Origin of the sequence: Nostoc sp. (genome assembly GCF_036917935.1) — a bacterium.
GTDB lineage: Bacteria > Cyanobacteriota > Cyanobacteriia > Cyanobacteriales > Nostocaceae > Nostoc.
In genome coordinates this window covers 1-22,447 of the sequence record NZ_JBALEL010000051.1, presented here as the reverse complement: position 1 = coordinate 22,447, position 22,447 = coordinate 1, and the positions used below count along the sequence as shown (strand labels likewise).

At 42.5% G+C, this 22,447-nt stretch carries 19 protein-coding genes; 11 read left to right on the top strand and 8 right to left on the bottom strand.

Annotated features, from left to right (window positions below; translation table 11 throughout):
- Positions 1 to 229: 229 nt before the first annotated feature.
- Complete coding sequence (locus V7K62_RS20940) at positions 230 to 1,129, top strand: M23 family metallopeptidase (RefSeq protein ID WP_334867414.1); 900 nt, start codon at positions 230 to 232, stop codon at positions 1,127 to 1,129.
- A 311-nt stretch (positions 1,130 to 1,440) separates the two neighbouring features.
- Here V7K62_RS20940 and V7K62_RS20935 read toward each other — a convergent pair whose 3' ends face one another.
- Both V7K62_RS20935 and V7K62_RS20930 read right to left on the bottom strand, forming a co-directional pair.
- A complete protein-coding gene (locus tag V7K62_RS20935; protein WP_334867413.1) occupies positions 1,441 to 2,292 on the bottom strand; it encodes a cyanophycinase in 852 nt (283 codons plus the stop codon).
- 408 nt (positions 2,293 to 2,700) lie between these two features.
- Positions 2,701 to 2,904, bottom strand: coding sequence for a hypothetical protein (locus V7K62_RS20930; protein ID WP_334867412.1), 204 nt, complete (start codon positions 2,902 to 2,904; stop codon positions 2,701 to 2,703).
- Positions 2,905 to 3,238: 334 nt separating this feature from the next.
- Here V7K62_RS20930 and V7K62_RS20925 point away from each other — a divergent pair, with 334 nt between their 5' ends.
- Positions 3,239 to 5,158, top strand: a complete 1,920-nt coding sequence (locus tag V7K62_RS20925; RefSeq protein ID WP_334867411.1) for an ATP-binding protein — start codon at positions 3,239 to 3,241, stop codon at positions 5,156 to 5,158.
- A 246-nt stretch (positions 5,159 to 5,404) separates the two neighbouring features.
- Positions 5,405 to 5,995: a thioredoxin family protein gene (locus tag V7K62_RS20920; RefSeq protein WP_334867410.1), complete on the top strand. Its 591-nt coding sequence runs from the start codon at positions 5,405 to 5,407 to the stop codon at positions 5,993 to 5,995.
- A 173-nt stretch (positions 5,996 to 6,168) separates the two neighbouring features.
- Here the strand turns inward: V7K62_RS20920 and V7K62_RS20915 are convergent, their stop codons facing one another.
- From V7K62_RS20915 to V7K62_RS20900, 4 genes are all read right to left on the bottom strand, one after another.
- Positions 6,169 to 6,990: a PEP-CTERM sorting domain-containing protein gene (locus V7K62_RS20915; RefSeq protein ID WP_334867408.1), complete on the bottom strand. Its 822-nt coding sequence runs from the start codon at positions 6,988 to 6,990 to the stop codon at positions 6,169 to 6,171.
- Positions 6,991 to 7,779: 789 nt separating this feature from the next.
- Positions 7,780 to 8,895, bottom strand: a complete 1,116-nt coding sequence (locus tag V7K62_RS20910) for a sensor domain-containing diguanylate cyclase (protein WP_334867406.1) — start codon at positions 8,893 to 8,895, stop codon at positions 7,780 to 7,782.
- Positions 8,896 to 9,729: 834 nt separating this feature from the next.
- Positions 9,730 to 9,960 (bottom strand): DUF6737 family protein, encoded by a 231-nt coding sequence (locus tag V7K62_RS20905; protein WP_334867404.1) that lies wholly within the window; start codon positions 9,958 to 9,960, stop codon positions 9,730 to 9,732.
- Positions 9,961 to 10,019: 59 nt separating this feature from the next.
- Complete coding sequence (locus V7K62_RS20900) at positions 10,020 to 11,639, bottom strand: cyclic peptide export ABC transporter (protein WP_334867402.1); 1,620 nt, start codon at positions 11,637 to 11,639, stop codon at positions 10,020 to 10,022.
- 608 nt (positions 11,640 to 12,247) lie between these two features.
- On the opposite strand from V7K62_RS20900, the gene V7K62_RS20895 reads away from it, so the two are divergent.
- The 8 genes from V7K62_RS20895 (at position 12,248) to V7K62_RS20860 (ending at position 21,548) form a co-directional block, all read left to right on the top strand.
- A complete protein-coding gene (locus tag V7K62_RS20895; protein WP_334867400.1) occupies positions 12,248 to 13,903 on the top strand; it encodes a B12-binding domain-containing radical SAM protein in 1,656 nt (551 codons plus the stop codon).
- Positions 13,904 to 14,016: 113 nt separating this feature from the next.
- Entirely contained in the window at positions 14,017 to 14,622 is a 606-nt protein-coding gene (locus V7K62_RS20890; protein WP_334867398.1) for a CDP-alcohol phosphatidyltransferase family protein, read from the top strand.
- Positions 14,623 to 14,720: 98 nt separating this feature from the next.
- A complete protein-coding gene (locus V7K62_RS20885) occupies positions 14,721 to 15,434 on the top strand; it encodes a 2OG-Fe(II) oxygenase (RefSeq protein WP_334867396.1) in 714 nt (237 codons plus the stop codon).
- A 136-nt stretch (positions 15,435 to 15,570) separates the two neighbouring features.
- The gene (locus V7K62_RS20880; protein ID WP_334867394.1) at positions 15,571 to 16,326 is read left to right on the top strand and encodes a phosphocholine cytidylyltransferase family protein; all 756 of its coding nucleotides are present in this window, start codon (positions 15,571 to 15,573) and stop codon (positions 16,324 to 16,326) included.
- Between the two features lie 436 nt (positions 16,327 to 16,762).
- Positions 16,763 to 18,418, top strand: a complete 1,656-nt coding sequence (gene aepX, locus V7K62_RS20875) for a phosphoenolpyruvate mutase (RefSeq protein WP_334867392.1) — start codon at positions 16,763 to 16,765, stop codon at positions 18,416 to 18,418.
- 488 nt (positions 18,419 to 18,906) lie between these two features.
- The gene (locus tag V7K62_RS20870; RefSeq protein WP_334867390.1) at positions 18,907 to 19,197 is read left to right on the top strand and encodes a hypothetical protein; all 291 of its coding nucleotides are present in this window, start codon (positions 18,907 to 18,909) and stop codon (positions 19,195 to 19,197) included.
- Between the two features lie 22 nt (positions 19,198 to 19,219).
- The gene (aepY, locus tag V7K62_RS20865; protein ID WP_334867388.1) at positions 19,220 to 20,401 is read left to right on the top strand and encodes a phosphonopyruvate decarboxylase; all 1,182 of its coding nucleotides are present in this window, start codon (positions 19,220 to 19,222) and stop codon (positions 20,399 to 20,401) included.
- Between the two features lie 64 nt (positions 20,402 to 20,465).
- Positions 20,466 to 21,548: a 2-aminoethylphosphonate aminotransferase gene (locus tag V7K62_RS20860; protein ID WP_334867386.1), complete on the top strand. Its 1,083-nt coding sequence runs from the start codon at positions 20,466 to 20,468 to the stop codon at positions 21,546 to 21,548.
- Positions 21,549 to 21,609: 61 nt separating this feature from the next.
- Here V7K62_RS20860 and V7K62_RS20855 read toward each other — a convergent pair whose 3' ends face one another.
- On the bottom strand, positions 21,610 to 21,750 hold the full coding sequence (locus V7K62_RS20855) for a hypothetical protein (RefSeq protein WP_334867384.1): 141 nt from the start codon (positions 21,748 to 21,750) through the stop codon (positions 21,610 to 21,612).
- 312 nt (positions 21,751 to 22,062) lie between these two features.
- A partial coding sequence (locus tag V7K62_RS20850) for a hypothetical protein (protein ID WP_334867382.1) occupies positions 22,063 to 22,447 on the bottom strand: 385 nt, incomplete at its 5' end.

Here is a 22,447-nt window from a genome sequence, read left to right as displayed (position 1 = left end):
TAACTTCACCAGATATCTATTAGACTTCTTGCATGAATCAAAAGCCCTCACCCTAAATTGGGAGAAGGGGTTGGGGGATGTAGCTACATCCAGCAGGTTGGGCGAATTTTGCATTTGTGCAAGATATCTATTGTTTAGCCGATTTTATTTCCTGATGTTTTCCAAGTCAGCTTGAAACAACAAATAATCAGAAAGTGTCTGAATTATTGTTTTAATAGACTTGCAACTTATGAAAAAAGCTATCGTTTATCAATACCGTACTTATGGACTAATTGGGTTAATATCCTTAACCGCTGTATTCGGTACAGCTACATCTGGCTTAACACAGTTAGCAGGCGATTCCCCAATTTTGCCAACTCCTATCCCTGCTTCTAACTTAATCTGGCCGACTCAAGGGTTTATTTCTCAAGGCTTCCGCAAATATCAACATGAAGGAATTGATCTTGCAGGGGCAGATGGAACTCCTATTGTTGCTGCGGCATCCGGTACAGTTGTAAAAGCAGGTTGGGATAATTGGGGATTAGGAAATGCCATAACTATTAAACATCTCGACGGCAGTACTACTGTTTATGGACACAATCGCCGTTTGTTGGTGAACAAGGGTCAACAGGTCATCCAAGGTGAAATTATTGCCGAGATGGGATCTACAGGCAATAGTACAGCACCTCATCTGCACTTTGAAGTTCATCCAAATGGTCGAATAGCAGTTGACCCCCTTCGTCTGTTGACATCTTTAACTGCAAGTGTTGGCTCTGGTTCTAGAGTTCAGCAAGTGGATAACCCGAACCGCCCAGTAGCAAAGCAAGTTTCACCTTCACAGCCAATTCCAATCGGTTTTGCACCTATAAACACTAATACTAAATGCAATGGAGTTACCATCATTGAAGGTGAGACTACAAGTACTCGTGTAAAAGTCTGTGAAGAAAATGGTCAGTTATTTTATATTGGGCAGTTGAAGCAAGACCCAAGTCAGCCGATAAAGATAGCAGCTTTGAATATTGGTAAAAGCAGATATCGAGCAGATAATGGGAGTTTCTATTATTTAGTCACTCCACAAAGAGTGGAAGTTTGGCGAAATGGCAGTAAGATTCGTTCTGACAGTTTTTATAGTTTAACGAAATCGCCATAAAATTTGGGTGGCCAAAAGTCGCCACTCAGTGGTGAGTGAAGAAAAGTACTCATACCATTCAATACCTACGCAGTATTGAATATTCATAGGTTGGGTTGAGCTTAAGCCTTACCCAACAAACCCCGCTCTTAGGTTGGGTTGAGGAACGAAACCCAACCTACACATTTTTATTTTTTAGCGTTAACAAGATGGGCAAACACTGGCAACAATAAGCGGGTAAAATTTTGGGATTTCGTTAACCGAACCGTATTGACAGCGGCAAAGGCCGCCGCAAAGCATAAAACTTTCAGTTTAAATGCACTTACTAAAAGTTAGGTGTTAATTGAAGCAACTGCTACAGAGCCATTTGGCACAGAGCCATTATTTAGGATCGGCTGGCGAGTTTTCAGGTCAAATTTGAAGCCATGTGGCAAAATATGAAGCTTTGCTCCACAAATCGCCAAAGACTCATCCTTCAAAATTTCGCCCATATTGTTATATGTAGCCTCTGATTCATCAACAATCGTAACCGCACCTTCACCAATCACTTCAATTTGGTCATTTGTCACTACCATCGCGGTATTTTCGTCAATCCCAAATCCCAAGACAGCAGGTTCTAGTATTAAAGCTGATATTAAGCGTCCCAAGCGTCCACGCTGAGAAAAATGTTGGTCAATTACTACCCCTGGTAAAAATCCCATACCTGGGCCCATTTCAACAGTTTCAATCCGAGGATGTGTCTGGGAGTCACCTTCCACAATCATTTTATCTGGCATCACAGCAGCTCCGGCGCTAGTACCTGCGATAACTACACCTTCAGAAAACCGCTTGTGAATTGCCACATCGATTTCAGTGTCCTTGAGGATGCTGGTAATACGAGCTTGATCTCCCCCTGTAAAAAATACCCCAGTTGCTTTATTAATAGCTTCCAATGCGGTAGATGAAGATGCATCTTCACGGGTTTCTGTATCAAGAATGCGAACATTTTCGGCTCCGAGGCGCTCAAACACTCTGATATAATTTTCTCCCACTTCTCTTGGTAGCTCTGTTGCTGCTGTCAAAATTACAATGTATGCCTTTGTACCCCCAGCGCGTCGTACAAAGTCCCGCAAAATTACGGCATCCCCGTCTTTGTCTTCGGCTCCCCCAATAATTACCAACTGCCTTTTGATATTACTTTCCATTATGATGCCCCTTGAATTTGAGTTAATCAATTTCACTAAACCATGACAATTCCAAGTATCAAATCATCCCTTTGATAGATTACTTGATAGAAGTAGGATTAACATTTACGTAGACGCATACTCTTACGGACAAGCAAGCTAGCAAAAGCGTCTGTCTGCGACACGTTGTTCGCGTTCGTAGAGAAGCGGCTTGTCGTTAGACATCGCAATTACACCAAAATATTTTTCCGAAAAATTACCTAATTTTTCAAGTACTAAATAAAATTCACAATGTCAACTGCCTCTAGAAGTATTTCCTAGAGGCATTGTTCGCTATATTGTCTAATTGTCGATTGGAGATTTATCGTGCGATCGTGAGCAATTAGTATTAACTTTAGCTGGGTGCAACTAAATGTCTGATAGAAAGTCCTAATGAATCCCACTTCTGTAAAGCAAGTTAGTTAAGAAAAAACGTGCTTGTTCTAGTGGGAGATGTCTGGGTTTGCCTTGGTAGACAATTTGATATTCATCCATATCTGCCCCATCTCCATGTCCAGAGATCAGCTTTTGGTGAAAAGCTTCCTCAGCAAGTTCTCGAATTTCATCTCTTAGAGCAGCTTGTGTGCTATTCATACTTTGCTGTGCTGTCTTTTTATGCTGTCTTTTTAATAACCCATATTCACTTATACAAATTAGTGGGTGAGTGTTGCACCTTTCAAAGGTTATATCTTTGATTATTCATGAGGATGAATTGACTGTTCTTGATACCTGGCTGAAGAATGGGGATTTAATTATGTCTTGAGATAGTTGAAAATGCTTACTGATAGAGTTAGCGTGGGTTTTGATTAGTTCAATGGCAAAGCCATGACTCTCCAAAAACAATGTGAATTAATCTACAATCAATAAGTCTGAGTAACCACAACTCAGCATTTAAACTTCAGGGTGTTTAGCCAAAGGTTCGGAATTAATGGTTCTACAAAAAAGCAGTGAATTAGTCCGCATTAATGCTAGAAGAACGGATGTCTTCGATATTTTCAACTTCAAGCATTACCTTGGCCCCAACCCCTATTTAGATATAGGGGCGCTAGTATTTGATTTTGCTCTAATTGACTCTAGAGAGCCTTTGCCCATTGAAGATTATATTGCGAGCATTGGCGATCGCTATCCAAATCTTCGCGATCAAACCTACGAATCTTATGCCCATCTCTTTGCCCAAGTTGTGTCCGAAGCCGGAAAACTGGACATGGATTTACACCTTAAACACTTGAGTGTTAAGCCATATCCAAATCTCACGCGGATTAGCGTCCAATCACTACATGAACGCACAACTAGAGAGGTAGTTTACTTTGTTTGGGATTGGTTTGAAGCCATTACCCAAGATGAAGACTTCACCTTTGATGAGCAGCTGGTAAGGTTGCAAGATAGATTTCGCGCATCTGTCTACGGTGGCCCCACGGTTTACGCCCTATTGCGAACAGCATACCAAAAAGGTATTCCCGCCTTTTATTTGTGGGAAGAAGGATTGATGCAATACGGCTTGGGAAAAAAACATGTCCGGGGGGTAGCAACAACTTTTAACTGTGATAGCCATCTAGATTCGGAGTTTACTACCCGCAAAGATGACTGTAAGGCATTTTTAAAAACCTTGGGTTTCCCAGTGCCTAAAGGTAATATTGTCTTTTCCGAGAAAGAAGCCTTGGCAGCAGCAAGAGAAATTGGCTACCCAGTGGCAGTTAAGCCAGTTGTAGGTCACAAAGGAATTGGCGTCACGGCTGATGTGCAAGACTCAAAAGAACTGGTATCTGCTTATAATAGGTCAGTGGCAGCGATTCCTGAAAATCAGCAAAACCGAATAATTGTTGAGAAAAGCATCTCAGGATCAGATTTTCGCTTGTTGTGTGTCAATGGTCGATTCGTCGCCGCCACAGAACGCCGTCCAGCATCAGTTGTCGGTGATGGGTACTTAACGCTTGCAGAGTTAATCCGCCAAGAGAACCGCAAACCTGCACGTTTAGACACGCCAACTTCACCGATGAGTAAAATCCAGATCGATGAAGCAATGGAACTCTACCTAGACGAACAGCGCTTATCATTAGACAGCGTGATTGAGAAAGGACGCACTGTCTACCTGCGTAAAGTCGCCAATCTTTCAGCCGGTGGTATAAGCATCGATGCAACCCCGACAATTCATGATGACAATATTATCTTGGCGCAAGATATTGCCCAACATTTCCAGCTAACTTGTCTGGGGATTGATGTCATTACCAAAAGTCTTGCAGAATCTTGGAAGTCCAGTAATTTTGCCATCCTGGAAATCAATGCCGCACCAGGCGTTTTAATGCATCTTAAACCTTCTGTTGGTGAAAGTGTTGATGTGCCTTCTCATATTTTAGAAACCTTTTTTGAGTCGGATACAGATGCCAGGATACCAATTATTACCTTTAACAAAATCTCAGTTGAAGAACTGGAAGCGACGATTGACCATATCCTTTTGGAACATCCCAACTGGACAATAGGTGCTGTTTGTCGTGACGCAGTTTTTGTGAATCGCTCGAAAAAAGTATTAAGCAAAGATTACAACAGCAATGTCCAAACTTTGCTGCGTCATCCCAAACTTGATTTGCTGATTGCCGAGTACCCTGAAGAGATCCTCGAAGAACAGGGTATGTTTTACCAAAATAGTAATATCGTAGTTTTGGATAATCCCACCGAAACTGAGATGATTCTGGTGCGGGATATTTTCGATAGTTCGACTGTGGTGATTAGAAAAGGCAACGGTATTTCTGTTCGTCGCAAAGGGTTAATTGAAGATTATTCTTTGGGTGAAGATGAACCATTTTCGCGGGTTTATTTGAAGGAAACTGGAGCGATTTTGGATGTTAAGTAAATAGGCGCTCAACCGGTTGCGCCCAGGATTTCTCAACTTCTCTACGAGACGCTACGCAAACAGATGGCAGCTTCTTGGGGAGGAATGAGGGCTTTGGTACTGGGTACTGGGAAAAAATTCTTTTAAGATTTGGTTGGGGTCTAAATCCCCATTCAAATCTTCCCAGTCCCCAGTCCCCAGTTAAAGAACACTTGGAGTCAGTTAAACTAAAGAAGAAATTGCTTAATAAGTTTTAATAATTCTGTTATGAGTACTGATTCACCTATTAATTCTCCCGAAAAACCTGAATCCACATTCGGGAAGCGTCTGAGAAACTTCTTAATTGTAATGGTAGCGATCGCACTTAGTGTTTCCCTAGTCTTAGGATTGCGAACTGAAACAACCTCGGCAACTCTAGCCAAGTTAAGTGAGGCGTCCACACCGTTAGAAGTAGCTGTCAGCAACGGCAAACCATCTCTAGTAGAATTTTATGCTGATTGGTGTACTGTCTGCCAGAAAATGGCACCAGATATCACTCAACTAGAAACAGAGTATGCTGATAAGATGAATTTTGTCATGCTGAATGTGGATAATACCAAGTGGCTGCCGGAAATGCTGAGATATCGGGTAGATGGGATTCCCCATTTTGTATTTTTGAGTCAGCAAGGGGAAACCATAGCCCAAGCGATCGGCGATCAACCCCGGACGATTATGGCTAGCAACTTAGAAGCTTTGGTTACTGGCTCGTCTCTCCCTTATGCTCAAGCTAGCGGCAAAGTTTCCAAATTTTCAGCCCCAGTAGCACCAACGGCGAATCAAGATGACCCCCGCAGTCATGGCAGCCAGGTGGTAAATTAAATAAATTGAACGAATTCAAAAAAATAGGATGAATATCACTGGCGCCAGGTGGAGCCTAACAGGTGCAGAAGCTGTTTTACGTCTTCGTTCCCTGCATATTAGTGATGATTGAGATGAATATTGGCGCTTCGATTTTCGGCAAGAATATGAGCGTAATCATCTGTTGTTGTAAGCTAAGAAGAAGCTATTTTACGCTTGCGTATTGAGGCAGCACCAAGCATAGTGCAAGTAAGCAGCGAACCTAGAATTGTTGAGGGTTCTGGGACAGAATAGACGTTCACCTGATTACTTTTAAATTCTATTAAGTTTAAACGAGTTGACTTATCGAAAGTACGCGAATATTTACCCTTAAAGCTAGTCGAAGCATATTCCTGTGTTCCGCCAAAAGATTTATCAATAGAAGTCTGACTTAAATCAAGAGTTATGCTACTACTCGGTTGAACTACAAAAGCATCATTGTTACCTAGAGTTGATAAATTTCCATAAATATTGAAAGAGTCCAAAAGATTACCAGTGTCGCTGTCGTATAACTGATATGACAACTCTCCATCAGCGTTTGCACGTTCAGTGAATGCATCATCAATGGATGTTTCAAGCTTAAATAAGCCACTGAAATCAAAAGAAAACTCTTTGTCTACTGCAAAGTCATAACCGATAATCGCAGCAAAGCTGTTCGCCGTCCCTGTATAGCCATAACCTTGACCTTCAGCTTGGCTGAAAGACCAATTGGAGGCAGAGCTGTTTGGATCGACATTAAACTTAGCCTCAGCTTTAGCATCAGCAGTTACTTGACCACCTGTGCTAATTGTTTCAGTCACAGTATCAGTCAGAGAGGTAACACTTAAAGGGTTGCTACTAAAGTTGTTTATGTTGAATCTTGACTCAGAATATGCAATGGTAGCAGCTTGGCTGGGCGAGGTTGCCAATATCGAACTAGCGATCGCTGGAGTAGCCAATGCCAAAAAACGCTTTACAACTTTCATGTACTGTTTCATACAATTCTTTCTTTTTATTTTTAGAATGTTAATGTTGCAAAATTGTCATGCTTACTGACTGCCTTACTAGTGAGCAAGAGCAAAATATAGGCAAGCAGGATGGACAGCTTGGGAAATTTTCAAGCCTTTTTTGTCTTATGCAGAAGAAATCTTCTATTTAAGAACGAATGTTTCTTTACCGTTTGTTCACGACTAAATCAGTAATAACCGCATCAGTGACTTAGTTAGTAAACCTGTCTAATCGAAAATTAGTTACATACTTATACTAACCGTGCATTAATTTAGTCCGTGTAAAGTTTGAGTAAAAAAATGGAGTTATTCGTTGGTATTTACGTAAGGATTCAGGTAGGGAGGAGTTGACATAAGTGATTTTTCCCCTCCTCGCTTGCTCTTGGGGGGTTGGGGGTGGGGTTCTTGTATATAACTCAACCGAGAACCATATATAAGTCAATACGCTTGGGTTAAGGCTAAAACCCTTTGTGAAATCAATTTTTTTAACGTAGACGCGGAGCGGCTTGCCACAGGCTACCACAGAGGCGCAGAGAACACAGAGAGAAGGAAAAAATGCTTAACTCAACTGTATTGATATATAAGTAGTCAGACAGAATTAATTACACAATGTCATTGCGAGCGAAGCGAAGCAATCGCAAGGGCTGGGATTGCTTCGCTTCGCTCGCAATGACTGTAAATATTTTTGTCCGACTACTTAAGGGATTTAGATTCCGACGGTTACTGAGCCTGTCGTTCGCGTAGTGCATTACCTACCTAATTCCCAATCTCCAATCCCCATCATCTAAGAGATTGCCGCTTGAGACGCTTTTGAACGTACATTAATTCGTCAGACCTGGCGATTAGTTGTTCTAGTGGCATATTGCTCTCTGGTGAGTAACGCTCTATCCCCATACTCATCGAAAGTTCATAGCTACGGTTTTGCTGTTGATTAAAGTTGGTGATATTTGCTTGTAGACGCGCTTGGATACTATCAGCATCCTTAAAATAGCTAGAGATCAAAACAATGAACTCGTCTCCACCCAAGCGGGCAACAATATCCGAGTTCCGAAAACTTTGCTTAAGTAATTCACCAGCATCAATAATCAAGGCATCTCCCATGTCATGACCAAGGGTGTCGTTAATCTGTTTTAGCCCATCTAAATCAATGAACATAACCCAGCAACACACTTTCATGCGGTGAGCAATTTTCAACTGCTGTTCAGCCATTAGGAAGAAAGCACGTCGGTTATGCAAACCTGTTAGTTCATCGGTCAGTGATAACTGCCTTCCTTCTATCTCTGCTTGTTTGCGGTTGCGAACTTCCTGAATGAGTTCCATTTGAGCGATCGCCTGACGACTTAGGCGGCGCAGTGCATCTAACTGCTGGTAACTTAGTTGATGAGGAATGGTATCCAGAACACACAACGTCCCAATTGGAAGACCATCGGGTGTAATTAGAGGGGCACCAGCATAAAAACGAATTTTGGGATTACCTCTAACTAGGGGATTGTTATTAAAGCGATCGTCCTTGATGGCGTTGGGAACCACTAATATATCCTCTGGTTGAAGAATGGCATGGGAGCAAAAAGCCCAATCTCTGGGTGTTTCGCTACTTTTTAGTCCAACCTTAGATTTAAACCATTGGCGATCGGCATCAATTAAGCTAATTAAAGCAATTGGAGTCTTACAAATGTAGGCAGCAAGAGCAGTTAGGTCATCAAATGCTTCTTCCGGTAGGGTATCCAGAATATTATAGTCCGCCAATGCTTTGAGCCTTTCTGCTTCATTGGCAGGTAGAGGAGCAGCTTGGGTTTTCACAGATGAGTGTCCGAGCGTTAGCCAGGAAAGTCTAGGACGCTGGAAATTTTGCAACAATCGCAAGATTACCTTTGCAGCAACAAGGCTGTGCGACATAAACATCTCTGCAACGAAAATCAATATTCGGTTGAATATACAGAAATATTGTATTACATGATGTTCTTCATGTTTCTGGTTTGCTCTGTTGTTCATGTCACCCCAGCTTTCACTGTGCAAATTCTCTAAGTATGTAGATGCTTACAAGGTCTTTTGCCGACAGCCAGCTTGAAAATATCAATATCAGCTAAAAATTATCAAAACTTATTATACTATCAGGGTTCTTCTTCAAGGATTGATATTTTTAGTACTACTAGTTTAAATATAATTACATAAAAATTGCGGGTTGGAAGCCGACTCTCGCAACATATCCTTGCCATCTGTTCTCTATCAAAGCAAAAGTAAGATGCTTGAATTTATACCATATTTACTCAAAGATTTTTGGCGCGATCGCACTCTTGATTGCCTTTACAACCAAAATATCATCAATATCACAAATTTTCTAGCGCTACGCAAATATTTTTGCTAAGACTCATTTGCTACTCATTCACAAGTTCTCTCGGAATTATTCTTCAGTAAGATTATCTTATACCAACTATTTTGGTAAAAGGCAGTAGTTGATCCAGTTTTAATAATCGGTTTCAGCTTTAATGCTTGATAGGCAAGTATGTTAGTTCTCCAGATGAGAAAGGTATACCGTGGGTACTCAACATAGATAAAATATTGCCTGAAGAAGACTCACCTACTACTTGATAGATACACTGGAAATTATTCCAGGATAAACCGTTAGATTGGCAGTATCAATGGCTAAATAAACTTTGCTGCTAAATCTCTCAACACGGTGGAATAATTTTATCTACCTGGAGCAATTTCCAGTATTATATCAAGCTCGAATTAGTCTTTATACGACTCCAAAATCCCACTGCGAATCATTAATTGCGGCCAAAAAAATACAAAAAATCCCATCCACGTTACTAGAGGAATAGAGACGAGAACTGTTAGCCAGATAGTTTTAAATAGTAACCAGCTACCACCAATCAATGTTACACCCGTGAGAACTATAGACCAGGGCTGACACCACCAAGGTTTGTAGTTCCAAGGACTTATGGGCTTTTGTTCAGACATTGGTTTTATTTAGTAAAACTCCAAATATTTCTTTAACAATTATGAATTACATTGACAGATTAAGTTTTATCGTACTCTATTTTTCCATAGTCAAGTTTGATAATTCGGTCTGCTAAATGAAAATAGCGATCGTCATGGCTAATTACCAGCACTGTTTTACCGCGCGATCGCAATTCTGGGAGAAGTTGAGTGTAGAATATTTCTTTGAATACTGGATCTTGATCGGCTGCCCACTCATCAAATAGATAAATTGGTCGATCTTCCAAGTAGGCTGTGAGTAAAGCTAATCGTTTCCGTTGTCCTTGAGAAAGAGCAGTGGTCGAAAGTTGTCCATTTTCAACTTTTACCTTATGGTCTAGTTGTAGTTGTTTTAAATATTTTGTGGCTTGAGCATCCAAGCGAGAATTTTTTAATCCTAAAAGTTCTTCAAATAAATAAAAGTCGGAAAATACTACGGAAAAATGCTGGCGATACCATTCTCGATTCTGTTCGCTAATTAACTCGTCATCAAGCCAAATCTCGCCGATTTCCGGGATATAAAGCCCAGTAATTAGCTTGGCTAATGTAGATTTACCGCTACCATTACCGCCAACAATGAAGACCAATTCTTGAGGATACAGTATCAATTCGATGGGGCCAAAGATAAAGCTATTGTCTTCTTGCTCTGTGTAGTAAGTGTGGGTAACACTTTTAAATTTTAAGCTATGCCAGTCAGATTTAAGGGCAGGTGGAACAGTCGATATTTCAGTTCGACTAGCTAGAGATAAACCCAGGGACTCGATTTTTTGCAAGGCAATGCTGGCTTTACTTAATAGGGGAAGTTTGCTGATGATGTTATCCATTGGTAACACCAAGTAAGTGAAAGTCAAAATGTAGCCAGAAAGAGTTTCGGGATTGATGGTAAGCAGATTAGGTAGCGCAAACAGTACAAAACCGAGGGCAAAAAAGAATATGAGTTGACCCCAACTTGAAGTTATGGCAAAAAGGGTTAGACCGTTAACGTTGTGATGACGGAACTCGTTAGCAGTTGATTGTAGTTTTTCTTCTAAAAACTCTTCACGCCGCCTATAGTTTAGTTTTAGTTCCTTGGCTCCTTCGGTAATGGTGCGAAAATGTTTAAACAGATGATCTTCGTCTTCACGAGCTAGAGCCAGCAATTTACCGCCTCTGTTGAGTAGCCACTGACAACTAGCGATCGCAACTACTGAAATACCACAAACCATCAGCAGTACTAACCAAGAAAGCCAAGTTATATATGTTATACAACCCAGGACGATCGCTAAATTAATAAAGATAAAAGGCATCTGATAAACAGCATTAGCAACCGCTTGAATATCTTCTGTGAGAGTTGCCAATAATCGAGGATTCCCTAAGCGTTCTAGATGACTCAACTCGGAAGCGAGAATTTGACGACTCAAACGCATCCGTAATTGCAAAACTGCATTCTGAGAAAGACGAATCAGCATCACTTGAGAAATGATACTGGTAATTAGTGCAACTATTGCCAGCCCCGCAAAACCCCAAATTATCGATGTGAGACGGGAAGCACTACCGCTACTAGCAGTATGGCTGATTAAAGCAATCAAGCCAGCACTACTACCGCCACTCAAGAATCCAGTAGCGATCGCGATCGCTACCATCCCCCACGAAGAACGCAAAAGAAAGTAAATCAAATTCATGACAGATGCCTATACCCAATTGGATACAACAAAAAATGAAAATCTCTCTTTTTATGTCCCATGCGCGATTTCCATAATAGTTGTTTGCCAACCAATTAAATTTGTATTGCTAGGGTAGATTTTATATTTTAACAGTTAAACACCCCTTCAAATATCACGATGAATCAACCACAAGGTCAGCAAATCGCAAAGTTTTTCTCAAGGGCGATGCCGACGCCAATTCAATTCACCGTACATATTAGTTCTAAATAATACCTAAACTATTAATAAAACTTATAGCGCAATGCCGGCACATATTGCGGCCGACTTTGTTGAAATGGGCACTAGCATTCACAGCGGCGCATCGCGGCAGGTAAGATAGTTGAGCAAAAAAATGTATCTCAAGTTACAAACTCTTGGCGTAGGCATCACTCTGTTGGAAAAAAACTTTGCGATTTACTGAAGGTAAGATTGGGCGATTTCTAATCGCCAGGACTTTGCTTGGAGCAAAAATACATTTCTGATTCCTTCTGCCTCCTACCTTTCTTTGGTAAGCTAGTTGGAATTACAGCTAATTATGTCAATAAACTGTCAAATTAGCTGCTGAGTTTTCCAGGGTGAAATTTGCGATGACTGTGAATCTAAAATCTTTAGAGAACCAAGTTAATCTAGCGGCCGATTCCAAAACCGCTTCTGTCACTCAAGGAACCCGCTACGTTCCTTCGCACCATCGACGCATTCTGTGTATTTTTCCCAAATACAGCCGGTCCTTTGGTACTTTTCATCACGCTTACCCACTTATGGGCAGTGTCCGGGCTTTTATGCCACCCCAAGGTATTTTAATTGTGGCTGCCTACTTACCTCAAGAATGGGAAGTGCGGTTTATTGATGAGAATGTCAAATCAGCAACTAGGGCTGATTATCAATGGGCTGATGTGGTGATTGTGAGTGGAATGCATATCCAAAAACCACAGATTAATCAAATTAATGAACTTGCTCATCGAGCGGGGAAAATTACAGTTGTGGGTGGCCCCTCGGTATCTGGGTGTCCAGAATATTATCCTGAGTTTGACATTTTAAATTTGGGTGAATTGGGAGATGGAAGCGATCGCATGATCGAATATCTAGACCAAAACTCGCAACGTCCCCAACAGCAAATTCGCTTTGAAAGCAAGGAACGTCTGCCCCTCACAGAGTTTCCCACCCCAGCTTATCATTTGTTGAATATCAATGATTATTTCCTGGCAAATGTCCAGTTTTCTAGTGGTTGCCCTTATCGCTGCGAGTTTTGTGATATTCCCGAACTCTATGGCAACAGTCCTCGGATGAAAACACCAGAGCAAGTAGTCGCGGAGTTAGACGCAATGCGACAATCTGGCAATTTGGGGGCAGTGTATTTTGTCGATGATAACTTTGTTGGCGATCGCCGCGCCGCCATGAAGTTGCTTCCTCATCTGATTGACTGGCAAAAACGCAATGGCTACCCCATCCAGTTTGCCTGTGAAGCAACGCTGAATTTAGCTCAAAGTCCAAAGCTGCTGGAAATGATGCGCGAAGCTTATTTTTGCACAATCTTTTGCGGCATCGAAACACCGGAACCAAATGCTCTCCATGCTATTTCCAAAGACCAAAATCTGAGTATGCCTATCTTAAAAGCGATTCAGGTTTTAAATAGTTATGGCATGGAAGTAGTATCAGGAATCATCATCGGGTTAGATACAGATACACCAGAAACAGCAGACCGAATTATCGAATTTATTCGGGCATCGCAAATTCCCATGTTGACAATTAACCTACTTCATGCATTACCAAGAACTCCATTATGGCGGAGGTTAGAAGCAGAAGGACGACTTCTCTTTGATGAAAGCCGCGAATCAAACGTTGAGTTTTTGATGCCCTACGAGCAAGTTGTTGAGATGTGGCGGCGCTGCATCACAACTGCTTATGAACCGGAATTTTTATATCAGCGGTTTGCCTACAACATGAAACACACCTATCCAAACCGCATCGAAGTACCTAACAGCCCATCTCGCACTTCTGGGGCTAATATTCGCAAAGGTTTAACTTATTTAGCTAATATTTTGCTGCGGGTAGGCATATTTAGTAACTATCGTCAAACTTTCTGGAAAATGGCCAAGCCGGCACTGAAAGCAGGTGATATTGAAAACTTGATTCATGTTGGACTTGTCGGACATCATTTAATTAAGTTTGCCCAAGATTGTGCCAAAAACGAAGAATCAGCTTCTTTCTATTCCCAAAAAATCCTTACTAAAGTTCGTAGCTAACTTAACAAGTAAAATAGGTTTTGAGAGGCTGAAAAAAATCTATAACTTTAGATGGATGTGGTAATTTTCAGTGTTATGAAGATTCAAAGAACAGATCAAATTCAAGTTCATCTATGACCACAAAGCCTTGGGATGCTCAACTTGCTTACTGGCTAGTTCGACCTCTAAAAGACAGTTGGGTAAACCCCAATCATCTCACCACAGTGAGACTTGTAACGGGGTTGGCGGCTGCCGTCGCGCTTGCCGTTGGTGATGCCATTTGGGTTAACATTGGGGCATGGCTATTTGCTTTATCCAACTTTCTAGATCACACAGACGGTGAATTAGCTCGTTTGAGTGGGAAAACCAGCAAATGGGGACATCAGTATGATCTTGCTAGTGACGCCATCATCCACATTCTATTGTTTGTGTGTATTGGATATGGTCTTAGGGAGGGAAAATTTGGTTGGTGGGCATTGTTGATGGGGATAGTATCTGGCGTGTCTGTTGCTTGCATCTTTCATTTGCGAAACCAAATGGAACAGCGTTTAGGTAAAGACGCCAGCCGTCAACCAAATTTCGCCGGGTTTGAGATTGAAGATGTGTTGTATTTGTTTCCCATAGTTACCTTACTGGATGGACTAGAGCCATTACTAATGGCAGCGACAATTGGGGCACCAACCTTTGCTGTATGGGTAATTTGGCAATTTTGGGCACTCCCGCAGCCGGAATCAAACTAGTATAACGGGGCATGGGCAGAAAGCTAAGAAAACAGCCTTTTCTGATTTACCGAATGCGATATTTATTTTTGCAATCCTGTATTAGGATCAAATTATCAATGGAGCTTCAAACTGAAATTGATAAAGCTATAGCAGCTGTTGATTACGAGAAATTTCAAGCTGAGTTTCAAGCTCAAAATGAATTTTTGGTGGTTGAGAACTTTCTCCCTAACTCCATCATCGAGCAGTTCTTGGTGTTGTTGCCGTCTTTGCAACCTGCTATCAACCGCAACTATATTCCCAATCATAAAAAGGGCGGTAGTATCAGCCGCTATAGTTTAGACAGCCTTGCTGCGATTTTCGGAGAGTTTTATCAACTCAGTGCCTTTTTTGAGTTCCTCAACCAGATTACGGCAGAAAAACTCCTTCCCTGTCCTGATGCTGATCCCCATACTTACGCGCTGTACTATTATACTGAGCCTGGAGACCATATCCAGTATCATTACGATACCTCTTACTATCGCGGGAAACGCTATACAGTGTTGATTGGTTTGGTTGATAATTCATCCAGTAAGCTGGAATATCAACTCTATAAGGACATTCCTGAACGGGAGACGGAAATGCGATCGCTCTCCTTAACTCCTGGTACTCTAGTATTATTCAATGGTGACAAACTTTACCACAGAGTTACTCCTTTGGGTGAAAATGAACAGCGCATTGTCTTGACTTTGGAATACGTCACCGACACCCGCATGGGTATGCTAAAACGTTTTGTCTCAAATATGAAAGATGCGATCGCCTATTTCGGGTTTCGCCAAGTGTTTCGCAATTGAGGCGATACAAAGTTATTGTTTCTTCCATGTTAAGAATTAATTAACAAATATTGTCTGGAGCAAAAAACAGTCATTATAAAATACTGGGAAAATTTCCAGATTTTCTGGTGTCTAAGCTATTGTTGGTGACTTGACGATGAAGGCAATTATCTTAGCTGCTGGCGTTGGACGACGCTTAGGTAAAGACGGGCAAATCCAACCCAAATGCTTACTGAAATTTAACGGTAAATCTCTATTAGAGCGCCATTTCAACTATCTCCGTCATTACCAAATTGATGAAGTAGTGATTGCTGTGGGTTATCAAGCAGAAAGAATTCAGGATGAAATCAAAGCATTAGGAGCCGAAAATTGGGTCAGTACAGTTTATAATCCTGATTATACTAAAGGCAGTGTGATCAGCCTTTGGACTGTACGTCAGCATTTAGTTGCTGGCGATGACATATTATTAATGGATGCAGATGTGTTGTGCGATCGCCGCATCATCGAACGATTGGTAAAGACAAATATCCCCAACAGCTTTTTACTAGATCGGAATTTTGAACCGGGAGATGAACCCGTGAAGCTTTGTGTTAGAGATAATTATCTCGTGGAGTTTCGCAAACAAGTAGCTCCTGGTTTAGCTTATGATTTGATTGGCGAGTCAGTGGGATTCTTTCGTTTTGGCAGTGTTGTTGCTCACCGTCTTGCTAATCGCACAGAACAGTATGTTGCAGACGGACGGGATAATGAACCTTATGAAGAAGTAATTCGGGATCTATTATTAGAAACTCCAGAAATATTTGGCTACGAAGACATCACTGGATTACCTTGGCTAGAAATTGATTTTCCCCAGGATATTCAACGTGCCCAAAACGAGATTTTACCTCAGATAGAAGTCGCAGAAAATGTTTGAAAATATCTTCATTTATAGCGGTTTTACTTTGAATCTTAGAGGCTGTTTGAAAAGTCCTATTGTAGGTATCAAAACGTTCTAGATCCCCCTAAATCCACGCCACTTGCTTCACTTGGGGAGACCCCAGACGCTCTCTACGAGACGCTGCGCGAACGATGACTCGCTACCGCTTCGCTATCGCTTTTAGCGTCTCCCCTTCTCCCAAAGGGAGAGGCTAGCGCCAAGGGAGAAGACCGCAGTGGCTCCCCGATAAATTGGGGGACTTTGATTCCGGTTCCCCCCTTTTTAAGGGGGGTTAGGGGGGATCGCTAAGTGCATAAAATCACAGCAAAATACTTTTCAAACATCCTCTTACCCCCCAACGCTACAAGGGAAGGGGCTGGGGGTTAGGTCTGTGAGAACCGCTATATTATATAGGTTGAGAAAAGCAGAATAAATGCATCAAATATTTGCACCCATTGACACCGCTGCAAAATTAAATAAGTGTGCCCAATTGCGGGTATTACTAGAATCGCCTCAACTCGACTTCATCATGGAAGCTCACAATGGGATTAGCGCCCGCATTGTGGAAGAGGCTGGATTTAAAGGAATTTGGGCGAGTGGACTAGCCCTTTCTGCTCAATATGGCGTTCGAGATAATAATGAAGCCAGTTGGACTCAAGTTGTAGAAATGCTGGAGTTCATGTCTGATGTCACCAGCATCCCCATCTTATTAGACGGGGATACTGGTTATGGCAACTTTAATAATATGCGTCGCCTGGTCAAAAAGTTAGAACAGCGAGGTATTGCTGGAGTCTGTATTGAAGATAAGCTTTTTCCTAAAACCAACAGCTTCATCAACGGAAGTCGCCAACCTTTGGCTGATATTGATGAATTCTGCGGCAAAATTAAGGCAGGTAAGGACAGTCAGACAGATCCAGATTTTTGCATCGTCGCCCGACTCGAAGCTTTAATTGCTGGCTGGGATCTCTCAGAGGCAATGCGCCGATCTGAAGCTTACCACGCTGCCGGAGCAACCGCCATCTTGATTCACAGTAAATCATCCCGTCCCGATCAAGTGCTAGCCTTTGCGAAAGAGTGGGCGGGTCGCTCCCCGTTAGTGATTATACCGACCAAATATTACAGTACGCCTACTGATGTTTTTCGCAAAGCTGAAGTTAATTTGGTCATTTGGGCAAACCATCTGATTCGATCTGCTGTTGCTAGTATGCAAGCGATCGCGCGTGAAGTGAAAGCCAGCGAAACTTTAATCAACATTGAAGATGATATTGCACCTGTAAAAGAAATTTTCCGGCTACAAGGGGCGGATGAACTCATAGAAGCTGAAAAACGCTACTTTAACAACGGACGACAAAACACCCAAGCGATCGTTCTGGCTGCTAGCAGAGGAAAAGAGTTAGCAGGATTGACGCAAGATAAACCAAAAGTAATGTTACCCCTTGGAGGTAAACCCCTACTCAGGTTGTTGGTGGATAAATTCAAAAAACTTGCCATCAATGATATTACCGTTGTCGCCGGTTACAAAGCAGAGACTATTAATGTTCCGGGGACTAAAGTCATCCGCAACCCAGATTATGAAACAACGGGAGAATTAGCATCCTTAGCTTGCGCTCAAGCTAGTTTTGGCGAAGAAATGCTGGTGCTTTACGGCGATTTACTATTTAGAAGCTACATCCTGCGGGATTTATTAGAATGTCCCGGAGAAATTGTGGCTGTAGTTGATTCTGTGGCTAACAGCAAATCTGTTAGCGGTTCACCTGACTACGCCTATTGCTCAATTCCAGACGATCTTTCTCTGTTTGGACAGGATGTCAACCTGTTGGACATTTCTAAAACGACACAAACGCAATTAGGAAAGTCTAGCGGCCGCTGGATTGGGATGCTGCGCTTACGGAGTCAAGGTAGAGAGTGGCTGAGTGAAGCACTCAATGAGTTGCAAAAACGGCCAGAATTCAACAGTCTGGGTTTACCAGAATTATGCAATTATTTAATCGAGCAAGGAAAACCGATTAAGGTGCTTTATATTCGCGGTAACTGGTTAGATGTTAATTCTTTAGATGATCTTGACCTTGCTTTTCAATTAAAACAATAGGGGAGTTTGGAGTTTGGAGTTTAGAGTTATATTATGTCTGCTGGATTACTTATTAAACCCGAATCACCCCACCCCGCCAAAGCTGCGCTTTGTCTCCCCTCCCCGCTCTTCGAGAGGGGATTAAGGGGAGCCAGAGGGGGTTTCTCCGATGAGCCACTGGCGTGTGGGGTGCAATGACTGTGGAAATCATAACTAAATTATGCGGACATGATATTAGGAGTCGCGAGTTCCGAGTTCTCAATACGGTTCGGATAAGACACGATCCCCCCAACCCCCCTTAAAAAGGGGGGACTAAAAATCGCTCTATTTCCCCCATAGCTATTCCTCGGCATCGACAACATATAATTCCTTAAAAAGGGGGGACTAAAAATCGCTCTATTTCCCCCTTTTTAAGGGGGACTAAGGGGGATCTTTAAAACCTATGCACCTTAACCGAACCGTATTGGGGGAGTTCTAATCTCCACGTTCCGAGTTCAGAGGTCGGAGTTTTGAGTTCTAATCTCCAAGTTCCGAGTTCCAATCTTGACGTTCCGAGTTCCAATCTTGACGTTCCGAGTTCCAATCTTGACGTTCCGAGTTCAAATCTCCACGTTTCGAGTTCTAATCTCCACGTTCCGAGTTCTAATCTCCACGTTTCGAGTTCTAATCTCCACGTTCCGAGTTCTAATCTCCACGTTCCGAGTTCAGAGGTCGGAGTTCCGAGTTCAGAGGTCGAAGTAATAATCTTTCCTCCCCACTCCCAACTTCCCACTCCCCATCTCAATCGTCTAAATCCCTGAAAATTGCTGTAAATTTTTAATTATGATCCAGGCAGAGGAATTTGTAGAAGCTGCGCGTAATCTTGGCTTTGGGTGGTACACTGGCGTACCCTGTTCTTTTCTCACGCCTTTTATTAACTACGTTATCAATGACGTTCAACTTAAATATATCTCCGCAGCCAATGAAGGAGATGCTGTAGCGATCGCAGCTGGAGCCGCAATTGCTGGTAAACCAGGCGTAGTAATGATGCAAAACTCTGGTTTGGGGAATGCTGTTAACCCACTAACCTCCCTCACTTATATCTTTCGGATTCCACTGCTGCTGATTTGTACCTTGCGAGGCGATGTCTACGACGGGCTACGCCTACACCATTTACAAGATGAACCGCAACATCAATTAATGGGGCAAATCACAGAGAAATTGCTGGAAACAATGACTATACCTTGGGAATTTTTTCCCACAGATGCAGCAGAAATAGAACCTGTTCTGCAAAGAGCCATAGCCTATATGCAACAAGAACGCCGTCCTTATGCTCTAATTATGCGTAAAGGAGCGATTGCACCCCATGCACTCACCCGTTCTTCTATTCCCGAACGAGAAAATAGTAATAGCGCTCATATTCAGCAAAGCTTTTTTCGGGATCACCAAGAACAACGCATTTCTCGCAGCGAAGCATTAGCTCGGATTGTGGAACTTACCGATCCAGAAAACACTGTAGTAATTGCCACCACCGGATACACGGGACGCGAACTCTTCGCCAGTCAAGACAGCGCCAATCATCTTTACATGGTCGGCTCGATGGGCTGTGCTTCCTCAATGGGCTTGGGATTATCCTTAGCACGTCCAGACCTCAAGGTAGTGGTAATAGATGGCGATGGAGCAGCACTGATGCGAATGGGTAATTTTGCGACCATCGGCACTTATGGCGGTGCTAACTTAACCCATATTCTTTTAGATAATGAAGTCCACGATTCCACAGGCGCACAAGCTACCGTCTCTGCGGGTATCTCCTTTGCCAAAATTGCCGAAGCGTGCGGTTACGGCCTTACATTAGCCGGAGATGACCCCGCCCTTTTAGATGCCTTATTTACCGCAGATGCTAACACTAGACCTAAATTCGCTCATTTGAAAATCCGTCCCGGTACTTTAGAAAAGCTACCCCGACCGAACCTCACCCCGGAAGCAGTTTTGCAACGCTTCATGAAACATATTGGTAATTCGTAATTCGTAATTAATAAATTCAAAGTACAAACTCTTAATTTATTAATGCCCAATACCCAATGATAAAATGATTTTACTAAATCCCGGCCCTGTTAATTTGAGCGATCGCGTCAGAAATGCCCTGTTGCGTCCCGATTTGTGTCACCGTGAGGTGGAATTTTCCCAACTTCAAAGCAGAATCCGCGAACAATTACTTCAAGTTTATGGTCTTGGAAGCAATCGCTGGGCAGCAGTTCTCCTTACGGGTTCTGGTACCGCAGCGATGGAAGCGATGATCAGCAGTTTAGTACCCGCAGACGGGAAATTACTGGTAATTGAAAACGGTGTATATGGCGAACGACTATCCAAAATTGCCAAAATCCACGGCATTGATTACATCACACTTTCCCATCCCTGGAATGCGGAAATAGATATTAACGGTTTAATCAAACTCCTGGATGAAAACACTGATATCACCCACCTCGCTGTCGTCCATCACGAAACTACTACCGGTCGCCTCAATAATTTAGTGGAACTTGCGCCAATTTGCCAAGAACGCCGCATCAAACTATTAGTGGATGCAGTCAGCAGCTTTGGTGCCCAAGAACTAAATTTTGCAGATTGGGGAATCACCGCTTGTGCTGCGACAGCGAATAAATGTCTGCATGGTGTCCCCGGAGTGTCCTTTGTCATCCTGCAACGGGATGCACTGCCCTCAGTAAACACAATTCCCCGCACCTTATATTTAGATTTAGGAACCTATTGTCAGCAACAGGATCGAGGCGGCACACCTTTTACGCAATCAGTACAGACATTTTATGCCTTAACAGAAGCTTTGCAAGAAATGGCAGAAGCAGGAGGTTGGCGTGTCAGACAAAACCATTACAACCAACTTGCCAGCTTAGTCAGAGACGGGTTAGCCTCAATCGGAATTAAACCCCTACTTTCTCTTGGTAGTTCATCCGTTGTTTTGAATGCCTACTACTTGCCAGATGGTTTCAGCTATGAGGAATTTCACGACCAACTGAAAGCACAAGACTATATAATTTATTCTGGACAGGGAAATTTAGCTCAATCAATCTTTCGAGTATCGACAATGGGAGCCATTACCCAAGCTGATATGGAACGCTTTGTTGGTGTTGTTAAACAAATTATTTCCAAAAGACAGTAATTAGACCTGTCAGGAATATTAACTTGGGGTCAAAAAAATGGTAGAACGAAATTTTGACCGTCTACCAAAATGAAAAATCGACTTCATTATATTCAAAAATCCCTGCACAGCATAAAACAAATACTGCCGCGATCGCTCTAACTTTTGAATTGATATCCACTCCCACAACTTGAGAGCGATCGCTTTTCTGTTTTGCCAGCATCAAATTCTGCCCTGTACCAAATAGGACTTACGCACTTTAAAAATTGAGCATCATCTGCATATCAAGCTTATTAAGATATAAGTCTTGCTCTGCCTCGTTCCCAGGCTCTGCCTGGGAATGTGATCACTGGGAGGCTCTGCCTCCGTGTTTGACAGGAGGCAGCAGCCCTCCCACAAGAGCATTACAAGGCAGAGCCTTGTAACGAGAGGCAATTCACATTTGGTTATGTCTGTCAATGCGTAAGTCCTACCAAAGCCAAATTCTAATTTTGCAAGTCCTGAGTGATACAACTAATTGCTACTACCTTTAGCATCACCCATACCAGTAACCATCTTGGATAGAACTGTTTGCCCCGATCCAAAACACTTCCATGCTGCCAGAGATTCTTGATACAGCCGTAATGCCGCCATTTGATGCACTTCCTAAAGGTGCTAACTCAAATCGCTGCCAGCCGACATTCTCGTACCAGTAAGCATCTTGGATAGAACCGTCTGCCCCGATCCAAAACACTTCCATGCTGCTGGGGATTCTTGATACAGCCGTAATACCGCCATTAGTTGATGCACTTCCTGGAGGTGCTAACTCAAATCGCTGCCAGCCGACATTCTCGTACCAGTAAGCATCTTGGATAGAACCGTCTGCCCCGATCCAAAACACTTCCATGCTGCTGGGGATTCTTGATACAGCCGTAATACCG